Annotated in this window: 20 protein-coding genes; 10 read left to right on the top strand and 10 right to left on the bottom strand. The window is 42.6% G+C overall.

Features of this window, described 5'->3' with window-relative positions:
- Nucleotides 1–19 precede the first annotated feature (19 nt).
- The 5 genes from tusD to G367_RS0121140 all read left to right on the top strand — a co-directional run bounded on the left by tusD (nucleotide 20) and on the right by G367_RS0121140 (nucleotide 2,680).
- Nucleotides 20–451 (top strand): sulfurtransferase complex subunit TusD, encoded by a 432-nt coding sequence (tusD, locus tag G367_RS0121160; RefSeq protein WP_020415170.1) that lies wholly within the window; start codon nucleotides 20–22, stop codon nucleotides 449–451.
- Between the two features lie 2 nt (nucleotides 452–453).
- Nucleotides 454–816 (top strand): sulfurtransferase complex subunit TusC, encoded by a 363-nt coding sequence (gene tusC, locus G367_RS0121155; protein WP_020415169.1) that lies wholly within the window; start codon nucleotides 454–456, stop codon nucleotides 814–816.
- 1 nt (nucleotide 817) lies between these two features.
- Nucleotides 818–1,111: a sulfurtransferase complex subunit TusB gene (tusB, locus tag G367_RS0121150; RefSeq protein WP_020415168.1), complete on the top strand. Its 294-nt coding sequence runs from the start codon at nucleotides 818–820 to the stop codon at nucleotides 1,109–1,111.
- An 8-nt stretch (nucleotides 1,112–1,119) separates the two neighbouring features.
- Complete coding sequence (locus G367_RS0121145) at nucleotides 1,120–1,455, top strand: TusE/DsrC/DsvC family sulfur relay protein (RefSeq protein ID WP_020415167.1); 336 nt, start codon at nucleotides 1,120–1,122, stop codon at nucleotides 1,453–1,455.
- Between the two features lie 184 nt (nucleotides 1,456–1,639).
- Nucleotides 1,640–2,680 carry a Gfo/Idh/MocA family protein gene (locus G367_RS0121140; protein WP_020415166.1) on the top strand — a complete coding sequence of 347 codons (1,041 nt, stop codon included), beginning with the start codon at nucleotides 1,640–1,642 and terminating at the stop codon, nucleotides 2,678–2,680.
- Between the two features lie 74 nt (nucleotides 2,681–2,754).
- Here G367_RS0121140 and G367_RS0121135 read toward each other — a convergent pair whose 3' ends face one another.
- A complete protein-coding gene (locus G367_RS0121135) occupies nucleotides 2,755–3,159 on the bottom strand; it encodes a secondary thiamine-phosphate synthase enzyme YjbQ (RefSeq protein ID WP_020415165.1) in 405 nt (134 codons plus the stop codon).
- Between the two features lie 54 nt (nucleotides 3,160–3,213).
- On the opposite strand from G367_RS0121135, the gene trmA reads away from it, so the two are divergent.
- Both trmA and G367_RS0121120 read left to right on the top strand, forming a co-directional pair.
- Nucleotides 3,214–4,302: a tRNA (uridine(54)-C5)-methyltransferase TrmA gene (gene trmA / locus G367_RS0121130; protein WP_020415164.1), complete on the top strand. Its 1,089-nt coding sequence runs from the start codon at nucleotides 3,214–3,216 to the stop codon at nucleotides 4,300–4,302.
- 1,771 nt (nucleotides 4,303–6,073) lie between these two features.
- Nucleotides 6,074–7,126, top strand: a complete 1,053-nt coding sequence (locus G367_RS0121120) for a DMT family transporter (RefSeq protein WP_020415162.1) — start codon at nucleotides 6,074–6,076, stop codon at nucleotides 7,124–7,126.
- 839 nt (nucleotides 7,127–7,965) lie between these two features.
- Here the strand turns inward: G367_RS0121120 and G367_RS0121115 are convergent.
- Nucleotides 7,966–8,328, bottom strand: coding sequence for a hypothetical protein (locus G367_RS0121115; protein WP_020415161.1), 363 nt, complete (start codon nucleotides 8,326–8,328; stop codon nucleotides 7,966–7,968).
- A 170-nt stretch (nucleotides 8,329–8,498) separates the two neighbouring features.
- Nucleotides 8,499–8,753, bottom strand: coding sequence for a hypothetical protein (locus tag G367_RS0121110; RefSeq protein ID WP_020415160.1), 255 nt, complete (start codon nucleotides 8,751–8,753; stop codon nucleotides 8,499–8,501).
- A gap of 541 nt (nucleotides 8,754–9,294) precedes the next feature.
- On the opposite strand from G367_RS0121110, the gene G367_RS0121105 reads away from it, so the two are divergent.
- Entirely contained in the window at nucleotides 9,295–10,149 is an 855-nt protein-coding gene (locus G367_RS0121105) for an SGNH/GDSL hydrolase family protein (RefSeq protein ID WP_020415159.1), read from the top strand.
- Nucleotides 10,150–11,142: 993 nt separating this feature from the next.
- On the opposite strand, the gene G367_RS0121100 is transcribed toward G367_RS0121105, so the two are convergent.
- The 6 genes from G367_RS0121100 to G367_RS0121075 all read right to left on the bottom strand — a co-directional run bounded on the left by G367_RS0121100 (nucleotide 11,143) and on the right by G367_RS0121075 (nucleotide 17,599).
- Entirely contained in the window at nucleotides 11,143–11,580 is a 438-nt protein-coding gene (locus tag G367_RS0121100; protein WP_020415158.1) for an acyl-CoA thioesterase, read from the bottom strand.
- Nucleotides 11,577–12,743 carry an iron-containing alcohol dehydrogenase gene (locus G367_RS0121095; RefSeq protein WP_020415157.1) on the bottom strand — a complete coding sequence of 389 codons (1,167 nt, stop codon included), beginning with the start codon at nucleotides 12,741–12,743 and terminating at the stop codon, nucleotides 11,577–11,579. The genes G367_RS0121100 and G367_RS0121095 overlap by 4 nt, the downstream gene beginning before the upstream one ends.
- Nucleotides 12,744–13,558: 815 nt before the next feature.
- Complete coding sequence (locus G367_RS27200; RefSeq protein WP_425411214.1) at nucleotides 13,559–13,672, bottom strand: 2-dehydropantoate 2-reductase N-terminal domain-containing protein; 114 nt, start codon at nucleotides 13,670–13,672, stop codon at nucleotides 13,559–13,561.
- Between the two features lie 503 nt (nucleotides 13,673–14,175).
- Nucleotides 14,176–14,760, bottom strand: a complete 585-nt coding sequence (locus G367_RS0121085) for a hypothetical protein (protein ID WP_020415155.1) — start codon at nucleotides 14,758–14,760, stop codon at nucleotides 14,176–14,178.
- A gap of 16 nt (nucleotides 14,761–14,776) precedes the next feature.
- Nucleotides 14,777–15,913: a dipeptidase gene (locus G367_RS24575; RefSeq protein WP_020415154.1), complete on the bottom strand. Its 1,137-nt coding sequence runs from the start codon at nucleotides 15,911–15,913 to the stop codon at nucleotides 14,777–14,779.
- 18 nt (nucleotides 15,914–15,931) lie between these two features.
- Nucleotides 15,932–17,599, bottom strand: coding sequence for an amidohydrolase family protein (locus G367_RS0121075; protein ID WP_020415153.1), 1,668 nt, complete (start codon nucleotides 17,597–17,599; stop codon nucleotides 15,932–15,934).
- 185 nt (nucleotides 17,600–17,784) lie between these two features.
- Between G367_RS0121075 and G367_RS0121070 the strand changes: the two genes are divergently transcribed.
- Both G367_RS0121070 and G367_RS0121065 read left to right on the top strand, forming a co-directional pair.
- The gene (locus G367_RS0121070) at nucleotides 17,785–18,690 is read left to right on the top strand and encodes a LysR family transcriptional regulator (RefSeq protein ID WP_020415152.1); all 906 of its coding nucleotides are present in this window, start codon (nucleotides 17,785–17,787) and stop codon (nucleotides 18,688–18,690) included.
- Between the two features lie 4 nt (nucleotides 18,691–18,694).
- Nucleotides 18,695–19,948, top strand: coding sequence for an NRAMP family divalent metal transporter (locus tag G367_RS0121065; protein ID WP_020415151.1), 1,254 nt, complete (start codon nucleotides 18,695–18,697; stop codon nucleotides 19,946–19,948).
- Nucleotides 19,949–20,159: 211 nt separating this feature from the next.
- On the opposite strand, the gene G367_RS0121060 is transcribed toward G367_RS0121065, so the two are convergent.
- Entirely contained in the window at nucleotides 20,160–20,543 is a 384-nt protein-coding gene (locus G367_RS0121060; RefSeq protein ID WP_020415150.1) for a hypothetical protein, read from the bottom strand.
- Nucleotides 20,544–20,582 lie beyond the last annotated feature (39 nt).

Below are 20,582 nucleotides of genomic sequence, written 5' to 3'. Positions count from 1 at the left end.
CTGCTGTTGAGTCAATACTATGCCCCGCAGTGCGGGGCATTTTACTATTTGGCCCGCTATGAAGTTTTCCTTGGCAGTCTACTCTGCGCCCCACTCAACCCAGTCCGCCGCAAGCGCATTGCGCTTTGCCAAAGCCCTGCTTTCTGAAGGGCACGAAATCTACCGGATTTTTTTCTATTGCGATGGAATACAAAATGGCAATAGCATCGCCGCGCCCCCCCAGGATGAAGCCGACTTAACCGGCGAGTGGCAAGATTTACAGCGGCAATACAATCTTGACCTTGTTATTTGCATCGCAGCAGCGCAGAGGCGCGGCGTGTTAAGCCAACGGGAAGCGGAGCGACAGGAGAAGCTATCAGCAAACCTCGCAGAAGGATTCGAGTTGGCAGGCCTAGGCCAACTAACTGACGCTGTAGCCAATTCTGAGCGGCTTGTAACTTTTGGAGGCTAATCATGGGTAACAAAACTCTCGCCCTATGCCGCACGGCTCCCTACGGGAGTGCTTTGGCTCGCGAAGGTCTCGAAGCAGTGCTTGCATCAGCCGCTATGGAGCAGGAAGTAGACCTGCTATTTATCGGTGACGGGATATTCCAGTTGCTGGGCAACCAATCGCCGGAAGAAATCCAACAAAAGAGTCAACGCCGAAACCTGCTGGCACTCCCTATGTTTGGACTGGAACAATTCTATGTTTGCGCAAGCAGTCTCGCAGAAAGGGGGGTTAAGCCCAAACTGATAGAAATTCCTGGAGTAGAGATCAAGACAATTGAGCAGCCGGGCGCTTTAATTGCCTCTTACCAATGTGTATTGAGCTTTTGATATGACATTACATTTAGTCAGTAAATCTCCATTCAGCTCCAGCGCCTTGCGGGACTGCTTGCAAAGCTTTGCCGAAGGAGATGCGTTACTTCTAATCGAGGATGGCGTTTATGCCCTGCGCCATGATGCTTTGCAAACACTACAGAATTCAGCCGTTTACTGTCTGGAGGCCGATGCCGCAGCACGCGGGCAGCGGGAGCTGGCGGCAATTGTGTCAGGTATCAAAATGATTGACGATGCTGGCTGGGTAAAACTCTGTACTCAGCATAACCCCATCGTCAGCTGGTTCCGGTAGAAGTTGAAATGAATCACTTATCAGCTAATGGTAAAGAAATTCCCCTAGATAAAGAGGGCTATCTGCGGGACCTCAAAGATTGGAGCCCCGATGTAGCAGAACAGCTGGCGGCAGCCGAAGGCATAAAGCTGACAGATGCCCATTGGGAAGTTATCGAGCTGTTACAGGACTTCTATCGCCAGTTCGACCTGTCTCCCGCCATGCGTCCCCTGGTGAAATTTATCGGCCAGCACCTGGGTGCAGACAAAGGTCGTAGCATCTACCTGATGCAGCTTTTTCCACCAAGCCCAGCCAAGGTAGCCAGTAAAATCGCTGGCCTACCCAAACCCACCAACTGCCTGTAATTCCTACTATTCAACTTCTAAGAATTCAGGCCAGGCCAACTATCTCCAACGGCCTGGCCATCTAGGCAGGCTGATCATAGCCCTCTCATACAACACCTCGCACAACCTTGTTCTACACTGCGCTTCACAGCCACATCCTGAAATTACTCCGCAATTTTTAGCAAGACACCCAGGAATCTATGTTATGCCAGATATCCGATTCGGAATCGTCGGCAGTGGTATGATCGCCGGTGTAACAGCCAAGGCGATAGACCAAGCCACCGGAGCCAGAGCTGTCGCGGTCTCAAGTAAACACTTTGACAGGGCCAAAAAATTCGCCAGTGAACACAAAATTGCCAAAGTGTTTAAAAGCTGGCAACAGCTTGTAGAGGCAAGGGATATCGATGCTGTCTATGTAGCAACCCCAACTATCGGCAGGGAAGAGATTTGTCTGGCAGCCCTCGAAAATGGCAATCACCTGATTAGCGAAAAACCATTCCTCAATGGACTTTCAGCACGCAGAATTGCCAATCAGGCCCAGTCGAGGGGGCTTGCCTTTATGGATGCCACTCACTTCACCCACCACCCGAGGACAAAACAGGTCATCAAGCAGCAACAGAAGTCTATCGGGGATGTTCAGCGCATATACTCCGCTTTCCTCTTCCCCTTTGTAGAACGCGACAACATACGCTTTAATCCAAAGTTGGAACCAACTGGCGCAATTGCAGATATCGGCTGGTACAACATGCGAGCTATCGTAGAGTTCTTGCGCCCGGCAGGAACAATCCAATCTATCGCAGGAGCAGTGAAACGCGACCAAGAAACTGGTGCCGTTATTAGCGGCACCGGCATGATCGAATTTTCCAGCGCTCAAACCTCAACTTTCGACTTTGGCTACGACGCTGGTGTGTGCGATATGGACCTCAACATCCTGGGAGACAACGGTCTGATTCAGCTCAATGACTTTGTCTTGGACTGGAAGGATAGCTTTGTATTTGGCAACCCCAACTACTCAGCAGACTTTACGCTACGACAAGGAATGGCAACTCCCAGAGAATTTGAACACTTTGCTGTTGACACCCAAAAATCCCAAGTCGTTTACATGATTGAACATTTTTGTCACATGGCTACAACTGAAGATATTGAGCTTCGCAACGCCGCTGCTGCACGCGCAATTCACACCCAGGAACTACTGGACCACTACTGCAGCTCGGTTGGAGTGACACTCGAAACATCCAACTTTTAAAGGAAAAGGGAGTGCAGACTGTGAAACTATGACCATTAAGCCACTAGCCAAGCAGGACCGCTCTTAGTCTCCAATCAAATGTGCAAGATTACTCGCCGATCTCCGTGATGGTGGCGATGCTCCCACAGATAGATACCCTGCCAGGTTCCCAACATCAGGCGATCACCCTGCACAGGGATTGAGAGGCTGGTTGCAGTCAAAGCGCACTTGATATGGGCCGGCATATCATCCGGCCCCTCCATGGTATGGGTGTAAAGGCGATCATCCTCAGGTACCAAGCGATTCAGCCACTGTTCCAAGTCCCTACGCGCACTTGGATCAGCATTCTCCTGAATCAACAGACTCGCGGAAGTATGCTGAATAAACAAAGTACAGAGTCCTTCCCTTGCCCCTTGACAAGAGACCCAGTCAGTCACCTGATCAGTAAACTCATATAACCCCTGCCCTTGTACCCTGATTGCTATCTCACCTATTGCCATACAGATTCCTATATAATTCGCGCCCGCTCCATTATTGAGACTACCGTATTCTATATGGCACTGTACCGCGTTAACACCAACGACTATCAAGAGCAGCTGAACAAGAAGGCCCAGCGCCTGAGTGAAGCTTACCGGGAATTCACTAATCTGGAGCCAGAGCTATTTCCCTCACCACCCATCCACTACAGACAGCGTGCAGAATTCAAAGTCTGGCATGAGGGCGGTGTAGCCTACTACGCCATGTATCGTCAGGGCGAGTACAAGAAGCCATTTATTATTGACGAGTTTACTGTCGGCTCAGAACTTATGAATAAACTGATGCCAAGGGTCCTGGCGGCCGTAAACAGCAGTGAGACTCTACGCAAGCGCCTGTTCTCCGCTGAATTTCTCACCACTCTAAGTGGTGATGCCCTGATTACCCTGATCTACCATAAAAAGCTGGATGAAATATGGGAACAGGAAGCCCGTGCACTGCAAGATAAACTCGGTTTCCCAATCCTCGGCCGCTCTCGTAAGCAAAAGGTGGTTTTGGAGCGGGACTATGTCACCGAACAGTTGGAGATAGGTGGCAAGCAATACCAATACAAGCAGGTGGAAGGTAGCTTTACCCAACCCAATGGTGAGATCTGCCGCTCTATGATTCATTGGGCCAAAAGCGCCTGCGGAGAAAGCGCCAATGATCTGCTGGAGCTATACTGTGGGAACGGCAACTTTACTATTCCGCTCAGTGAGAATTTCCAGAAAGTACTGGCTACAGAAATATCCAAAGTCTCCGTTAATTCCGCCCAGGAAAACATCCGCGCAAATCGTGTTAATAATCTGGATATTGTGCGCCTGTCCAGTGAAGAGTTTACACAGGCTATCGATAAAGTCCGCCCCTTCCGCCGGCTCACCGACATAGACCTGGACAGCTATAATTTCGATACCGTACTGGTTGACCCACCCCGTGCAGGCCTGGACCAGGAAACCTGCAAAATGGTTGCTCGTTTCCCACGAATACTATACATCTCCTGTAATCCAGAGACACAGCTGGAAAACCTCAAGTTGCTAAGTCAAACACATCACATTGAACGCTTTGCTCTATTCGATCAATTCCCCTATACGGACCACACTGAAACTGGATTACTACTTGTACGCAAGTAAAAAGCGAACACTCCAAAATTATTCGCCTCAATAAGTAAGCTTACCTTTTAGCGGGCTAGCCACAGCTCGCTTTTAAAATTTTACTCACTATCTCTCATAATTTAACACTTACTTTCCTAATCAATAAACCCGACAAAATGTGACTCCCTCTCTCGGCATCACATATACTCGTATCACATAGACTATCTTGATTAACCCTATCCTACGTTAATAACATTTTACGAAACCACCTGTTCCAAAATTTGGAAAAACCATTCATAAGTCACACTCATAACCTCTAAAAATTGATTGAAAAAGAAAAATAAACTCATTAGTTACAGATAAAAATTAATTTTGACACCGGTTTAAACACAGAATAACTTAAGACACCAGGCGACCGTGAAAAAAGCAATCTACTTTCTTAGGTGTTATCTAGCCTTATTGGACACAATCTTCTTAAGCAGCCAATAAACTAAGCAAAGCAACGAAATAAAAATAAATAAAATGGGAGATTTGAACCTTAAGATCATCACCTTGGTATTCTCGGTCTGATCGCGACCTCTTCAGCCAATCATAATGGCCACTGTGTTTCACTCCGAGTCACCAGTAAGATAGTTTGATACCTAGTTATGAATCGAACCACTGGACAAATCGATATCTTGCTAATGTTCCTCCGCAAAAACCATTGCCACTTTCCTAGTATATCAACCTCCTGTTTCAACTTAGGATTCTCTACCCCTAAACGCTGCACTTCAGAAAGTTCATTTTTTGCTCTAGTGAATACCTTAGTGAGATCCCTGCGTTCATCCACCAAAATCTTCACTTCCTGACACTCTTTTTCAACATCGTGACAGCATGAAGGAATGATTATCGAGAGTATCAATCACTTCCTTAACTTTAATGCCTTATATCAAGCTGAGAATTACACTTTAACTTTGGTTTCTTTTGAATATAACCAGGCTAACTTCGTCCCTACGTGATTGCATGGATAATTTATCCAGGATAACAAATCAGGCTCAGCAAGCAGCAAACTTGAATAGCACTTCACAATTATTCTTTATACCACCAGATCAATAAAAAGCAGTTACTATTTTTTCAACTTTGCGCCTTGTGTATCAATGGTTACATCTGGATGAAAACCCAAAAAACAAGTTCATTTATGGTTGGAATACAAAAAGGATATGGGCCGAAGCTTCCAATATTATTCCTCTTGAACTGTATTTGCCTTAAGTAAGGTCTATCTTCAAAGCTCATTCTTTACCTGTGCAATACCTAAAATACTTGCCTCAAAATCCAGGCAAAGCTCAGATTTTGACATTGGCTGCCTTTGTTTTTTATCAGTTTGGCTTAATTGGAAGTCCTTTCAGTTGACTAAGAAATAGTTCTTTGGTTGGCAATCCCGCTCCCTTGCAGCAAATCCTTGGACATCAACTCCTAACTGTACAGATGGTATACCATCAACGTAAGTTCCACGTTCAGCAGCATAAGAGATGAAATTACGTCCATGACCCCATCGCTCAGGCAGATACCCCAATCAAATTTTCCGAACTAAATTCGAATATTTTACTGGACGTCGAGGGAATACGCGTAACATTGCCTCGGACATTGACAAGAATAACCACTCCGACGTTGATATATAGATATATTTTAACTGCTTGTAGGCAGCCGATTATGAGATTTAGTCTAAACTAATCCAGATCAGAATGACCTACTTCCACTATCAGATAAGGCGTACTTAGCCAGGGGCAAGGTACATCCGCTAAAGCTTACTGTAGCACTCAGGGGATACCAGATGGAAAATCAACACACCGTAAAAAGTACCCGATTTTGGCTATGGATTTCGATTCTTATATTTGCTGCCTCCAACTCTGTTGTTGCGAAAATCGGGGAGCTCGGTGCCTATCACCCCATTAATGGAAATAATCCCATATCATTTTGCAACCTCTTGTTTGCAGGAAATCTCTTGGCGGGTATCACCCTTTTAATAATCTATAGGAAAGATTGGCGCCTCAGCATCTTAAAACAGTACCCTTTCAAAGACTGGTTTTACATGTTTGTGCTTATCTTGATGTCTGGTGTTCTTGCCCCTGCTTTCTTCTTTATTGCTCTAATGATCACAGAGGTGACTAATGTCGTTTTAATTGCAACTCTAGATGCTCCCTTAGGACTCTTGTTAGCTTTTTTAATGTTCAGGGAAAAGCCCACCGGGTTCTCAATAGTGGGTGCTCTTGTGGTAACAGTTGGTGTTATTGCAATTTTTGTGCTACATCAACCTCCGATGGAAGATCCAATGAGCATGAAAATGCTGAACCTTGGAAATCCAGCAATGAACCAATTCCTAGAAACCCTTCCCAAAGCAGGAGAAATTTTAACCGCTGTAGCAACACTCTTAGGAGTCATTGCCGTTCAGGTAAGTCGGAAACTGCTTGATCGCATCCCTATTGGCGTCTTTTCAGTTTTCCGCATGCTTGCAGGAGTGATACTCTTTTCGATCATTGTCCTCTCTGTATTTGGCCCCCATCACTTTGACGACCTCTTTTCTCCATTCCTCTGGGTGTGGATGCTGGTATACGGCGCGATCATTATAGTCTTTGGGCAGATCACCTGGTTTAAAGGACTCCAAGGAGGGGCCAGCTCTGCCGATATCTCTATCGCTACAGCCATCACTCCCGTAGCAGGCACTTTCTTCGCCTTTCTGATTCTTCAAGAGATTCCCAACTTTGCTCAAATCGTTGGAGGAATCATCATCATGGCAGGAATAGGAATCTCACTACTCGGCCAATATCGAGAACAAAAAGTCGTCGAAATTAGGTATGAAAAACCGTGCTCATTTAAGGGGGTATAGCGCTTTCAAGCAGCAGCGCCTTATTAGGTAACTTAGTATCTTAGTAAGCCTCGTTAAGCAGAACAGTACAGCTGATCACGAAGTAAACAGTGGCGAAGCAGGGTAAGAAACAATGTGCATAATTTAAACGTAAAGCTATTGCTTTCAGACTATTTATGACTAGAACGCTTGATTGATACTAGCCGATTCATGCGCTGTTTAAATGAATCAATCACTCGCCGGGTCTTTATTGAAGGCGCCTGTGCCAGCCGCTTCTAGGACGGCTATTTTTACTGAATGAAAAGGTCCTTGGAACTACTTGGCCAATGGGGATTTCAATCCTAACCGTGCCTGTATCGCCGAGACTCCTAATAATTCTGATTACCCTTCTATTCAAAAACGTATTCATACGCCAATCATAGGTAGGCAGACCAGAAGTCCGCTACCTCTTGTGCAAGATGAGCGCCCAAATATGCTAAAAAGTTTACCTGTTCATATGAATAGATAATAAATTTTTGTGATCGCTATCTAGCCCCTAAAAGGCTGTATGCTGTTACTTAAACTCTCCTCTATCCTCAAGCAGCTGGAAGATATCATCAAAATACTGGCTTCAACTCCAATGAGACTTTGGAGGCTGCTTTAAAAATTTAGCAGGGCCAGAGAGTGCGGTACGATTAATAAGGAGACTCCACCCGGACCTCAGTTATAGAACTCAAACCTTATTAGACAGTAAGAAACATCAAGCTCCGATTATCGCACTAACGTCAAACGCTGTGACAAATTCGGAGTGCAGCAGAAAGCTTTTTAACAACAGCGTTTTGTTATGCATCAAATCGTTGTCACAGCTATCGCCATCGCCCTTAGATTTCGGGAATTTCGCCGAAAAAACCAATTACACAGCAAACTTTCCCGTTCTCATCTATTTCTGTTACATCAAACCCGGCTAGGAGCAACTTATCGTTTTGATGAATTGCCCAATGGTACCGATGAAACCCATGTTGGGAGTCTACACCACTAGTTCGAGAGTAAATAGCTCCTGGGAGCTTAGACTTTACTTCATGGACATTTTTCTCAAATCCGTCAATGCCAGAGACATCAATAGACGGATCAACAAACCGAACATCGCTGCTCAGAGCATTTTCAAGGTGGACGCGTACTTTAGAAGAGTCAGGTTCGTTCCATGCTGCCAGCATGTGGTCAAGGGCTTCCGGGTATTTGGCCATAGTTCTTCTCGTGTATATCTGGCAAAATCAGAATTAAAAGTTAAATTGCATAATGTCACATACAGCCGCCAACAAAAGGAGTCCGTAATTGCGTAGGAATTTGAGTGACGCCTTTTGTCGGTCCGCTGCTGCGACTTCTTAAGTTTCCATTTGTGAAATAGTCTAAAGTATCAAAATGACCTACCGAGCGCTATAAACCAGTTTTTACCAGCAACCATTTGACCTGCTTCCTCGAGATACTTTATATCTTTAGATTCGATGTATTTTTGACAGATATCACCGACTTCACTTGCCTTTAAATCATCAGGTAGCTCTTGCCATTCTCTTAGATCATTATGAGCAACTGAATAGAATGCAAACGCTATCTTTCGCCACTCCTTATTATTTGCCTTTATTTCTTCAAGGCTCTTTTTTATACTACTCATTTTCTAACAACTAACTGATATTAATTGAAACATAATAGCTAATTCAAAAGCAGTATCAATATATCATCCTTTTCTTTAATTCCAAAGCTCTTCAGCCTAACCATCCAAAAAGGTACCGAAGTTCAATAGCTACCTTTAGCTATTACACATATTAAGAAAGAAGGATAATATAATTCCGTACTTTCATTGCCATATATCTTATCGAGAAGCCATTAAGAATCAATGAAATTATTGGTTTTCTTCAAGCAAGTTGTTGGTAGAACATACATAACACAATGTCAGACGGACAAAGCTGTTTAGCTCACCAACCTTCAGATAATATTACTCGTTACTGACAAACAAAAAACTTAGAAATAGAAGCATATTCAATTTAATAGAATACTCGTATTGGTGAGTTAGCCGTCAATTTATGTGCTATTTACATTTTAAATAATGACTTAATATACTTTTAAAGATAAGCTAGACAAATGATATATCACGCTCTATCGAGTTTAAGTTGTCCAGACGCTTCACTACCGACTTTTACGAAAAAGGATTTATTATGAAATTAAAATTGAATAAAGGATTTTTATTTCTTGCTTTCATTAGCAGTATCATTCTAAGTGAAAGTCTCTTGGCTGAGATGAAAGAGGATACCGTTATCCTAACTATTGGAGCATCTTTCACCGATGGCAGAATACCAATTAATGATGATTTCAATTCCCCCCTTGGCGGAATCGCGATTAGCGCCGGTAAATATCTATCATTACATCAAGCACTTATTCGGCAGAAAAGTCTATCAGGTTATGTTATAAATGAAGCCCAGGCTGGGGCGACAACCTTCAACCGCCTAGGCTGTAACCCTGGACCGGATTGTGGTCCAGGTTTTTGGTTTGGTTATGAAAACCAACTTAACCGAGCACTAATGAGAGTCGCTGTACCTGACCCCTCCCAACCATCTGGCGTAAAATACAATGCGAGTTATGTTGTTATCACCATAGCAAATGACTGCCTACACTCGGATGCCTTTGGTATTCCTCAAGACCAGGCTCAACCATGTGATACAAGTCAACTGAATGCCTATATCGATAGATTAATAGCTGTTGGGCAGACTGCCCTCAATAAAGGTATCACGCCTATCTATGACATAATGCCAGCTTGGGAGGATATTGACCTGTCAACAACCGCAGCATTATTCGGTTTGCATTGGATTATGAATGAACAGCAGTATAACGAATTGCGGGATCTTCATTATAACCGTTTAAGCAGTGAACTCCCTGAGGCGGAGGTATTGAATATATGGGAGGGCTTTCACCCTTTACCTGACGGACTGCACCCAACAGACAAAACCACACAGAAAGCAGCCCGTCGAATCGCTAACTACATTCGCTTTCACAATTCAGGAGTTTCTGAATAGCTCCTTGATATAAATGCGGAATATGAAGGCAGTCACTTGGCTGCCTTTAAAGTACCTTCTTGATAGTAATGATAAGACGATTTTTCTTTCACTAGCCCAACATGATTTTACATTCAGCGGTTTGTCATGAGTTTTACCGAAGTTGACAGTGCTTAATCGGGTCGATTGTAATATTTAATATGTCATAACCTCCACCAAGAACTCCGGTGAGTTACATGAGAACACTACAGACTTTCAGCAAGCGGATCAAGATGCTCTTTTATTTGTATATATCTGTTGCCACCAGATATATTTTCCGGTTAATTTCCTTAGCCGCTTTATTATTACCTCAAGTTTTGAGCTATTACCCCAAATGAGCTCAAGATGATCGCCACTTACTCTAAATATGGAAAGCATATTCATCACCTGATTAAGCGTAATATTTTCCACTCCGCCAGGCAAACCTTCATGCGCAAGGTGTTTAAGGATTTGCTCCAGGGTTTGCTGAAATCATCCATAGTCAGATAGCCCAATTAACTTCGCCCAATCGCTAGCGATAAATATGACCTGGTCATCCAAGCTGTAATTATCAGCATTAATATATCAAGGTTTCAGAGAGAATGTATATCAAATTGCAGCTAGAATTAGCCTGGCTCAATGCACAGTAAGTGGCTCTTAGCATATTCTCAAGATAAAACCAGCATGCAACATGGATCATGTCCATACAAAGCGTACCGTTTACGGCCCAAAATTACTCAAGAAATGTACCAACCCCAGGTACTTCGCTTCAATTCTAATTGCCCTCTCCTGGTGCTCTATTAAAACTCATTTCAACATTTTACGTAGTTACCGACGTACCTTGAAAGAACGCCAGAAACTAGTTGGCGATAGGCTGATAAACTTTCACATGGGCAAGACAAATGTCATATAAAAGCCCCAGGCAATCAGCAGTCTTTTATCAAAACCGTTTGTTCTGTATTGTATATGGTCCAACTTAATACATATATTTAATTTTCAATTCTTAATACATGCACTTTGTAATGCCTTTAGCAATTGACCAGAAATTTTACTCGGCTGTTCGGTACTCCGATTAACAAAGACATGCGTCATAGAGCCATGCGCACATGCATTTTCTTGTTTTTCTTTAAAAATTGCGACACCATATTCTACTGAAGAATTGCCTATTCGATTTACCCTAAAAGCACCAAGTATTTTTTCAGGATATGAAATACCAGCCAAATAATTACATTCAGATTTTACTATATAACCAATGTTCTCACTGGATTTAATATCCAATCCAGCTTTATTAATCAAAAAGCTATTCACAATAGTGTCAAAATATGAGTAGTAAACGACATTGTTTACATGCCCATACACATCATTATCCATCCATCTGGTAGTTAACTCTTCAAAACAAAAATAATCTGTACGTAACACAGCCTGCTTACTCACAAAGCCTCCTCATAAGCAGCCTGATAAATCAGGAGTGCATCATCATGAGACAGCGGTTTCGGATTATTGATTAGTAAGCGAGTTTGTAGCATTGCATCGGTGGCGAGCATCTCTAAATGATGCTCGCCAATATCTAACTGTTTTAAGGTCCGGGGTAATTTTAATCGTTCAATTAGCCGCTCAATAAAGATAATGAGATCAGAACACACTTTTTGATCTGATTGAGACGTATTTATGTGTTCACAAATATATGGCGCCAATTCACTATAGAGCTTGGCTGTATCACTCTGATTAAAGCGCATCACATGTGGCAATACTAACGAGTTGCCTAATCCATGAGGTACATGAAAATGCCCCCCTAATGGGTATGCTAGCGCATGTACAGCGGCAACTGGTGCATTGGCAAAAGCCTGACCTGCAAGGCAGGCACCCAATAACATATTTTGTCTTGCTTCTATGTCCTCTCCATGATGTGTGGCCTGTTCTATATTTTTTGATAGCAATAGCAACGCCTGCTTGGCTAGCATATCTGAGTAGGCATTTTTTTTGTGTTTAGACGTATATGCCTCTATGGCATGCACCATAGCATCAATGCCCGTTGCAGCAGTAACATGAGCTGGCAACCCTAGAGTTAATTGTGCATCTAATAAGGCAACATCTGGCAATAACTGTTTGGAGACGATGCCATCTTTGGTGGTTTCTCCTGTTGTTAAAACCGCGATGGGTGTTACTTCTGAACCGGTGCCAGCAGTGGTAGGTATTAAAACCAAGGGTACGCGACCTCCTTGAACTCGTTCAAGCCCATATAGCTGTTCTAGAGATTGCTGAGAATCCATCATAACAGCAACAACTTTGGCGGTATCCATTGAACTGCCGCCACCAAATCCAATTACACCGTCAACATTATGCTGCTTTGCTAAGGCTACTGCCGACAATACGATCTGCTCTTTAGGATCAGCACTAACTTCATCAAAGACAATGGTCGAAAATTTACTATGTAATTGCTCCTTCAGTTTCTCAACCAAACCACAATTTACAATACCTTGATCAGTGACCACTAACAATTTAGTTATATTTAGTTGGTCACATATCTCACTAATTTTATTTAACCTACCAGGGCCATTTATAATCGATTTTGTAGTATTAAATTGAAAACTTAACATAGGATTGTCACCGCCTTAATTATTATGTGCTGTTTCGTTTGGCAATAGTTCCATTTCAAACCCTAGGGAACTTCTGATTAGTTCAGAGTAAATTTGGTACTAATCAGTTATCAGTAAAGACTACGATAAATTAATCACCAAGTCACCAGTGTAGATACGCCGACGTATCTAGACTATCTGGCAGCTACCCCCCCCCTCTCCAGCCTTCTTCCCAGCGTGAGCCCGCGTCCAGCGTATCTGGAGATAAGGCTTCTTCACTTGCCCCACGAGATTGGGTACGGGCCAGCGATAGACCCAAGGTTTCAATGCCGTATAGACTGTGCCGTTAACCGAGGTTAATACCTAGTTTTCTTCCCCTTCGCGCTACTCCACCATTGAGGCACTCGGGGTAAAGACGCCTTTAAAACGATATATTGATGTACATAGAGCCGAGTATCTTATGAAGCACTCCAGCAGGCAACCCAGCCTTCATATGCTGGAGTGGAAGCTCGACGGTATTACCAACGATAAACTATTCCAGATAGGGAAAATGTGACCTCGATTGAAAAAACTGCTGCATTTGCATTGATAAAGACGAGAGGCCCTGCCCTACTAAGCCTGGCTCTTAAACTACTCTATTAACCCTTGAGGTGCGCCCATACGGGAGTAAGGATCTTTGCACTTTCATCTACAGCGTCGAGGGGAAGTTTCACGACACTTCCAGTATCGTAGACCATATTGCAAAATAGGATCAGACCTCCTACCCCAAATAAAGTAACCTTCTCCGAAGCATCAATCTGAATTGTAAAGGGCTCCCGCCTTAAAAAGCAGCACCATTAAACCACGCTTCCTAGAAGTACGCAGTTGCTTCCACGGGCGACAAAAAGCACTTTGTGCCCAGCCTGCAATAAGTACACCCCGCAGTAACTGTCTAGGGCTCCGGCACCCATAGCGATAACTCTCATTACTTTCTTTGGCCCTATGGAATCGAATGTACTTTTTTCCATACCGGACTGCCATTGACAGTTACTTTAGCTTTCGTATAGAGGACTGTAACTGAATTGTGCTAAATACACACAATTGGGATATACAAAATACAGAGTAAGACAAGACAAGCATACCTCACATAGCAACCCAGCTGGCCATTATCCGACCTTAAAAGGATGGAAATAAGGTAGATTACCGGTAAAATTAAGTACTAATTTACACAGAAATGAGTTTACCAGCAGCCAAGTCCACTATTTTTTGGGTCGAGTTTTTGGCTTAGCCGTCCTAGTCCCTCATGCAGATAACCTGGTCTGACTCAAGGTGTGGGAGCGCCAAGGGCCTACCTACCTGTGGGACCCAGTAACAAACGAACTAGCATCTCACTATAAAAACCAAACTCTCTATCCGCTATCACCTCTTTAGTGACGTATTTGTCAAAGAGGTGATTAAATCTAGGGTTCTACCACTAACAATCAGAGGGTTTTATCGACTGAAGTTCTTTCCAAACGGGATGAGAAGAATCTTGTGGAGAGACAAGGAAAAACCAGCGAAGCTCATTAATTTTTTCACAATGGATTTGGTCCCCTTTAAAGTGGAGGGTCTGTTCCTTTTTGGTTACAAATGGCTCAATCCAGCTTATCTGACCAGTATATTTGCCATCAACCTGCTCAATTGTAATAGCAGGCTCATATTCTTTGCCTTCAGTGACGGCTTTGTACAACCCCCTATAGTAGGAGGCTATAAAATTCTCAATTTTGGTCTTTCCAATAACTTGATTCTTCTCAGGCTTATGGGTCCATGAAAAAGCATAACTAAAAAAATCTTCTTTTTCTTGTTTATACATGCCAGGTAAAAACACAAGCTCTTCAATACCATTCAAGGTGATATCTGAAGCAAATTCGATCGGGAAAGGAATTACTTCAGTCTTTGAACCCTTTGGGAATTCAGAGTAAGTGCTAAGCTCTTCAGCAGAGAGCAAAGGTGAAAAGAGAAGCGTAACACAAGCAACCAGCCGAGTTAAAATATTATCAAATTTTAGATATTTATCCATTTAAGCTTATCTTCCTTTAATTCCATACATTAGAAAAAACACGCAACCAGTTTTTACCAACTATTTTTTCTACTACTCGATCAGAGATCCCTTTTTGACTTAGCTTATAAGCAATAAGCTCCATTCGTCTCTCAGAATTCAGTTCGGGAATAAATGGAGGACGATGTGGGGTTTCTCCTGGCGCTGAAATTCCTGCCGCAATACGACGCTCAACTTCTTTGCGAATACTTTCCCGATACTCAGGGCCGTCGTTGACTGGCACTACGCCTTGATCACTACCGATAGCAACATGATCTTCACCGCATATATTATAGGCATGCAATAGATGTTTAATTACCATGTCAGCCTTAATTTCATGCTCACCGCCTTCCAAAAATGGCATTAAATAGATACCAACCAAGCCGCCGGTGTCTGCTGCTGCTTTCAACTCTGTATCGTCATTATTTCGAGGATGCTTATAAATCGTATTACAGCCAGTATGGGAGATCACAATCGGTCTTTTTGACTGCCTGATGGCACTGGCAACAGTTCTCTTTCCTGAGTGTGATAGATCGATCAGCACCCTCTCTGATTCCATTATCTCTATGGCTTTCTTGCCGAGCGAGGTAATTCCTGAATCTTCCTTGACAAGACCACCGCTACCAAGAATTGAAGGGCCATTGTAAGAGACCTGCATGATCTTAACACCCATCTTGGCAAACTCTGAAATACCTGAAAGTGTTTCATCAAACATTTCAGTTGACTGAAATCCCATTATGATACCAAGCTTTTTATCCTCTTTAGCTTTTAGAATATCTGATGCGGATAGAATCAAGCTTAAGTAGTTTGAATTATGCTCAATGATAGCTTTAGTTTTTTCGACCTTTTTTAAAGTCTCTCCATAGTCATCACCTGGGTAGGGAACAGTCATATTCAAGGCACTAATCCCTGAGCTTTTGAATATCCCCAGCGACTTCTGGGAAACAGGCTCCTTGAGCGAGAATGCTACACTGAGCCCATCAATTACAATCGATGAATCGTATTGATTCCACACTGATTTGCCTGCATCAACCCCTGAAAAAGCATTTAATATGCCCGAATTAATAGCCAGATAAGAACCAAGGCTACCTGACATCAGAGATTTAATTAATGCTCTTCTATTTATATCGCTCATAAAACCCCCTCGCCAGAATTAATCAGTACTTCGTGAAGCAATACACTCAACTTCCGCTTTTGCATCAAGTGCAAGTCCGCTTGCTGCAAAAGCACTCCTTGCAGGCTTTTTTCCATTGAAGTACTGAATATAAACTTTATTCGCCTCTGGCCAGTCATCAATATCAGCAAGCATCAAAGTACATTTAACCACATCATCAAAACCCAGATTTTTGCTCTCAAGAACTTGGCCAATATTCTTCATTGTTTGATGCATCTGAACTTCTAGGCTTTCACCTGCCAAGGTTAAAGTTGAAGGATGATTGCCGATCTGTCCGGATAGCCAAATAGTTCCATTCATTTCACGTGAAGAAGAGAAAGGCAACTGTGGGTCGTCGCCGATAAAGATAAAACGACCATTCTTTACAACATGAACTATCGATTTACTATTTTCAATATTCTTCTCGGGACTTTCTGAAAGCACCACCAAATTTGCTTTCTTACCTTCTTCAACACTACCGACAGAGTCTTCGATTCCTATCACCTTTGCGGCATTTAAAGTAGCTGCTTGAATTGCTTCGAGAGGCTTCATACCTATCTCACCTACGAGTAGCTTCAACTCATGGTGAATCATCGGTGTTGTGTCATTTTCCAGGTCACTAAATGCATCTGTGCCCGCGGCAATAGTAATGCCGCTTTGATAGGCAAATTGTGTCATTTTTGTACTAAGCTGATCAAGCAGCCTATATTTTTCGTTTAATTCATTCCTTTGTTCAAAAACGGTGAGTGTTGCATCTAGAATTGTTCCATTCTCATTCATCGCGTCAAAAAGATCTAAATAGCTATCTTTTTGTAGGATTTCTTCCCACTTTGAGCCATCCAGTTCAGCAGTTTTTCTTCGCCATTCCTTGAAGTTGTCAACTAACTGTGCGGATATATCAGAGGCATGTGAAATAGTCTCAACGCCAGCATTAACGGTTTGTAGGGGTTTGGAAGGGCCAATATAAGCATGCGACCAGACTTTTAAGCCGTGTTTTTTGGCCGCGCTAGCGAGTAATGGAACCGTCTCAGCTTCAACGTCTGCATATATCTTGATGCCTGTTGCACCAGCACCTTTAGCCTGGAGCATTATTGAATCCATATCGGAATGCTCGCCTACCGCTCTCATCCAGACGGTGTGCCCAGGTTCGCGCCCTTTGGCTGATGCAATGGTTCTAGGATCTGAGAAAAAGGATTCTCCACCAATTATGACTGAAAAGTAGATATCCGGCGACGCGATCGAATCCACCTCAGCTTGACGTTTTAAGTACGCCAGTGCTCTCGCATCGCCTCCCATATCTCTCACAGACGTGACGCCGCCGCGAAGCAGATATCTAAGTCGCTCAGTAGTAATCGAAAGCTTATCCCAGTCATCCGGATCTGTAGCGTGATGAACATGAGCGTCTATTAGACCTGGTATAACGAACTTACCTTTTAAATCAACAACGCTCGCCCCCTTCACTTTGGACAGCTTCTTCGTAGAAGCGATTCTCTTAATCTTGTCGCCTTCGATGAGGATCGATTGATCTTTGGCGATTTTAAGTGATTTAACATCCACTATATTGGCGTTAATGAGCAAAACTGGCTCTAGAGTATCTTCGGAAGCTAAGGCGTAGCTATTGGTGGTGATAAATAGAACTACCAGAGTCAATATTTTCTTTATATTCATGGAGTTATCTAAAGGGAGGTTTGCAGGATTTTAATCTAATCGCGCTATTTTGCGCCACTAAAGTCATATTTGAAATGCCATATTATTTTATAGTGTATAAACTATAAGTTTATTTGGTATATCGGTATACTCAATTCCGATCCACGACGATAAGAGATGAAGCTGACTGGCCGCGAGGAAAGTCAATGAATAAATTACACGCACTTGAAGCCTACTGCTTGGCCTGCGAAAAGCAGAGCTTCGCAGCTGCTGCTCGTGAGCTCGGAATCTCCGCAGCGATGGTTGGCAGGTACATAAAGCAATTAGAGGAAGAGCTGGGCTGCCTATTGGTGATGCGCAATACGCGCAAAGTATCGATAACCGAAGCAGGCGAGAACTACTATAAACAGATTTCACCAATACTAAAAAAACTCCATGCCGTCGATCAGGCGATGTCAGAATATAATCAAGAGCCCAAGGGTAGACTTTCGATATCCACTAGCGTAGAACTGGGCAGTCAATACTTCTCCGGATTGATCGCAAATTATCGCGAGCTTTATCCTCAAGTGTTTCTGGATTTTCACCTTAGCAATGATCCTCTCGATTTACTTGACAATAAAATCGATCTTGTTTTTAGGATCGCACCAGAGTTACCCGATTCTAGCTATATCGTCCAATCTGTCGCAAAGACCAAGTTAGCACTCTGGGCGAGTGACTCGTACGTTGAAGAAAATGGACTGCCTGAAAGCTTGGAATCACTAAAGAAGCACCAATTACTGTTCTTTAACCACAGTATCCGCGGCGACCATTGGCTATTTCTAGATAAAGAAGAAATCAAGAAAATAAAACTTCCCTGGGCATGGCAATCCAATAATGGAAGACTATTAAATGAAGCCGCCGCAGAAGGACAAGGGATTATTCAAGCCCCATTTTATTCAGTCAAATCTTATGTCGAATCTGGGCAATTAATTGAAATTTTGCCTGAATTCACAATAAAACCACTAACAGTCTTTGCGCTCTACCCTCATCGTTGTGAACTATCTTTGAAAGTTAAAACTTTTATCGACATGGCAAAAAGTTATTTTGCAAAACACCATTCTGAGCAGTTCTAATTTAATGGATGTATTTAAACGCACTTTCTCAAATCTGGGCCCTGGAATCATTTGGGCTGCAAGCAGTATTGGCGTATCTCATATCGTACAGTCTACCCGGGCAGGAGCGGATTACGCTTTTGCTTTAATTGGATTTATCTTTCTGGCTCATTTAATCAAGTATCCTTTTTTCAAAATCGGTCCAGAATATGCTGCTGTAACTGGCGAGAGTCTATTAGAAGGCTACAAAAAACACAGTCGATTGGGCTTTTATAGTTATCTGGTACTCACATTTTTAACAATGTTCTTTGTACAGGCGGCGGTTACGATTGTCACTGCAGCCTTGGCTCTGAATCTATTTGGTGATGTCTTAAATGTTTCGGAGTGGTCCGCCGTCATTCTGATCATCACATGCGGAATACTGATTGCTGGCCAATTTAAGTGGCTAAATGAATCCTTAAAATGGATGGTACTTATACTAGCTATCGCCAGCTTAATCACGCTCATTGCTGCAATAAGTCAGTACGGCCTTCTCCCCCCCAAAACATATTTATTGACTGATTTAGGCCCAGCTATGAGTATCGCATTTGTCGTTGCCTTAGTCGGCTGGATGCCCACATCTATTGAAGTTTCTGTTTGGCACTCTATTTGGTCAGAACGAAAAATAAAAGAACTTCCGGAAAGAGAGTATGCTAAGAAGTCTTTAGTATTTGACTTTAAAGTTGGTTATTTCACCAGCTTGCTATTAGCAATAGTATTTGTGTGGTTAGGCGCATTAATAATGTTTGGGAAAGGTATAGAACTATCCCAGTCTGCTGGCATTTTTGCCGGACAACTAATCAATATTTATACCGAATCTCTAGGTGATTGGAGCCACTTAATAATCAGTATTATTTGTTTTTTCGCACTTTTTTCAACAACATTTGCGGTCTCTGATGGATTCCCTCAAGTTTGGCGAAGCGCCCTAAAAGGCTCAGGTGGCAACCAGATTTCTGAGAATAGGGTCTACATAATAAGCCTAGTTACGCTAAGCCTTATAAGCTGGTTTATTATTTCCCTATTTGCCAATCAGCTAAAAAGCCTTATCGACTTTGTCACCACTTTATCTTTCGTTTGCGCACCAATCTTTGCATTACTCAATATTTTGGTTATGAATGGTAAATGGGTACCAAGAGAGTATCACTTAAAAGGCTGGTATTTGGTTTATACTTTTGCCTGCTTGGGCTTGCTGATCTGCTTTAGTTTATATTTTGTTTATTGGCGCTTTCTGAGTGGCTGATTACTAATCATGGAATCTCCATCAGTATTCCTCACTAATGGATAACATCGCCATACCACACACCATTAATGTCCCTACTCTTTTCTTAGAAGTCTCATTAAGACTTCTAAGAAAAATAATTATTCTTATAACACCCACATATTAACTTTCCCCTAAGCATATTTTACATGAAAAATTTAAATGCACTCATGCTAGCTAATACATCCTTTTGCTATCTATCAAGGACTGGACTTCGTTTAGATTCATCATAGTTTCTACTAAAACACTCATCAAAATCCGATTCCTTTATATCTTCTGCCTTCATTAACTCTCTCAATGAGCACTGCCCAAACTCCATCGTAATATTCATCTGCTCTTCATCAGATAGACTCATGCCTAAATCCAGGTATTTCGAAGAACATTCAGTTGTATTCTTTACAAAATATGTAACGCAATCTTGTAAGTCTGATAGTATCTCAGGCTTGATACAGTAAAGAAAATTTTGATTTCCACTGCAGTAATATGCGGATATTTTACTAACTGCTTTTTCCTTGAATGTTTCGGCAATAAGGCCACTGGAGTAAATTACTAGCATTAAAAGTATCGGTAGCCTCATAGTTTTTTACTCAAAGTTTTATTCAAGCAAAGGGGTAGC

Source organism: Microbulbifer variabilis ATCC 700307 (genome assembly GCF_000380565.1).
Lineage (GTDB): Bacteria > Pseudomonadota > Gammaproteobacteria > Pseudomonadales > Cellvibrionaceae > Microbulbifer > Microbulbifer variabilis.
Note: the sequence above shows the minus strand (reverse complement) of the source record. Positions and strands in the feature narration are given on the sequence as shown.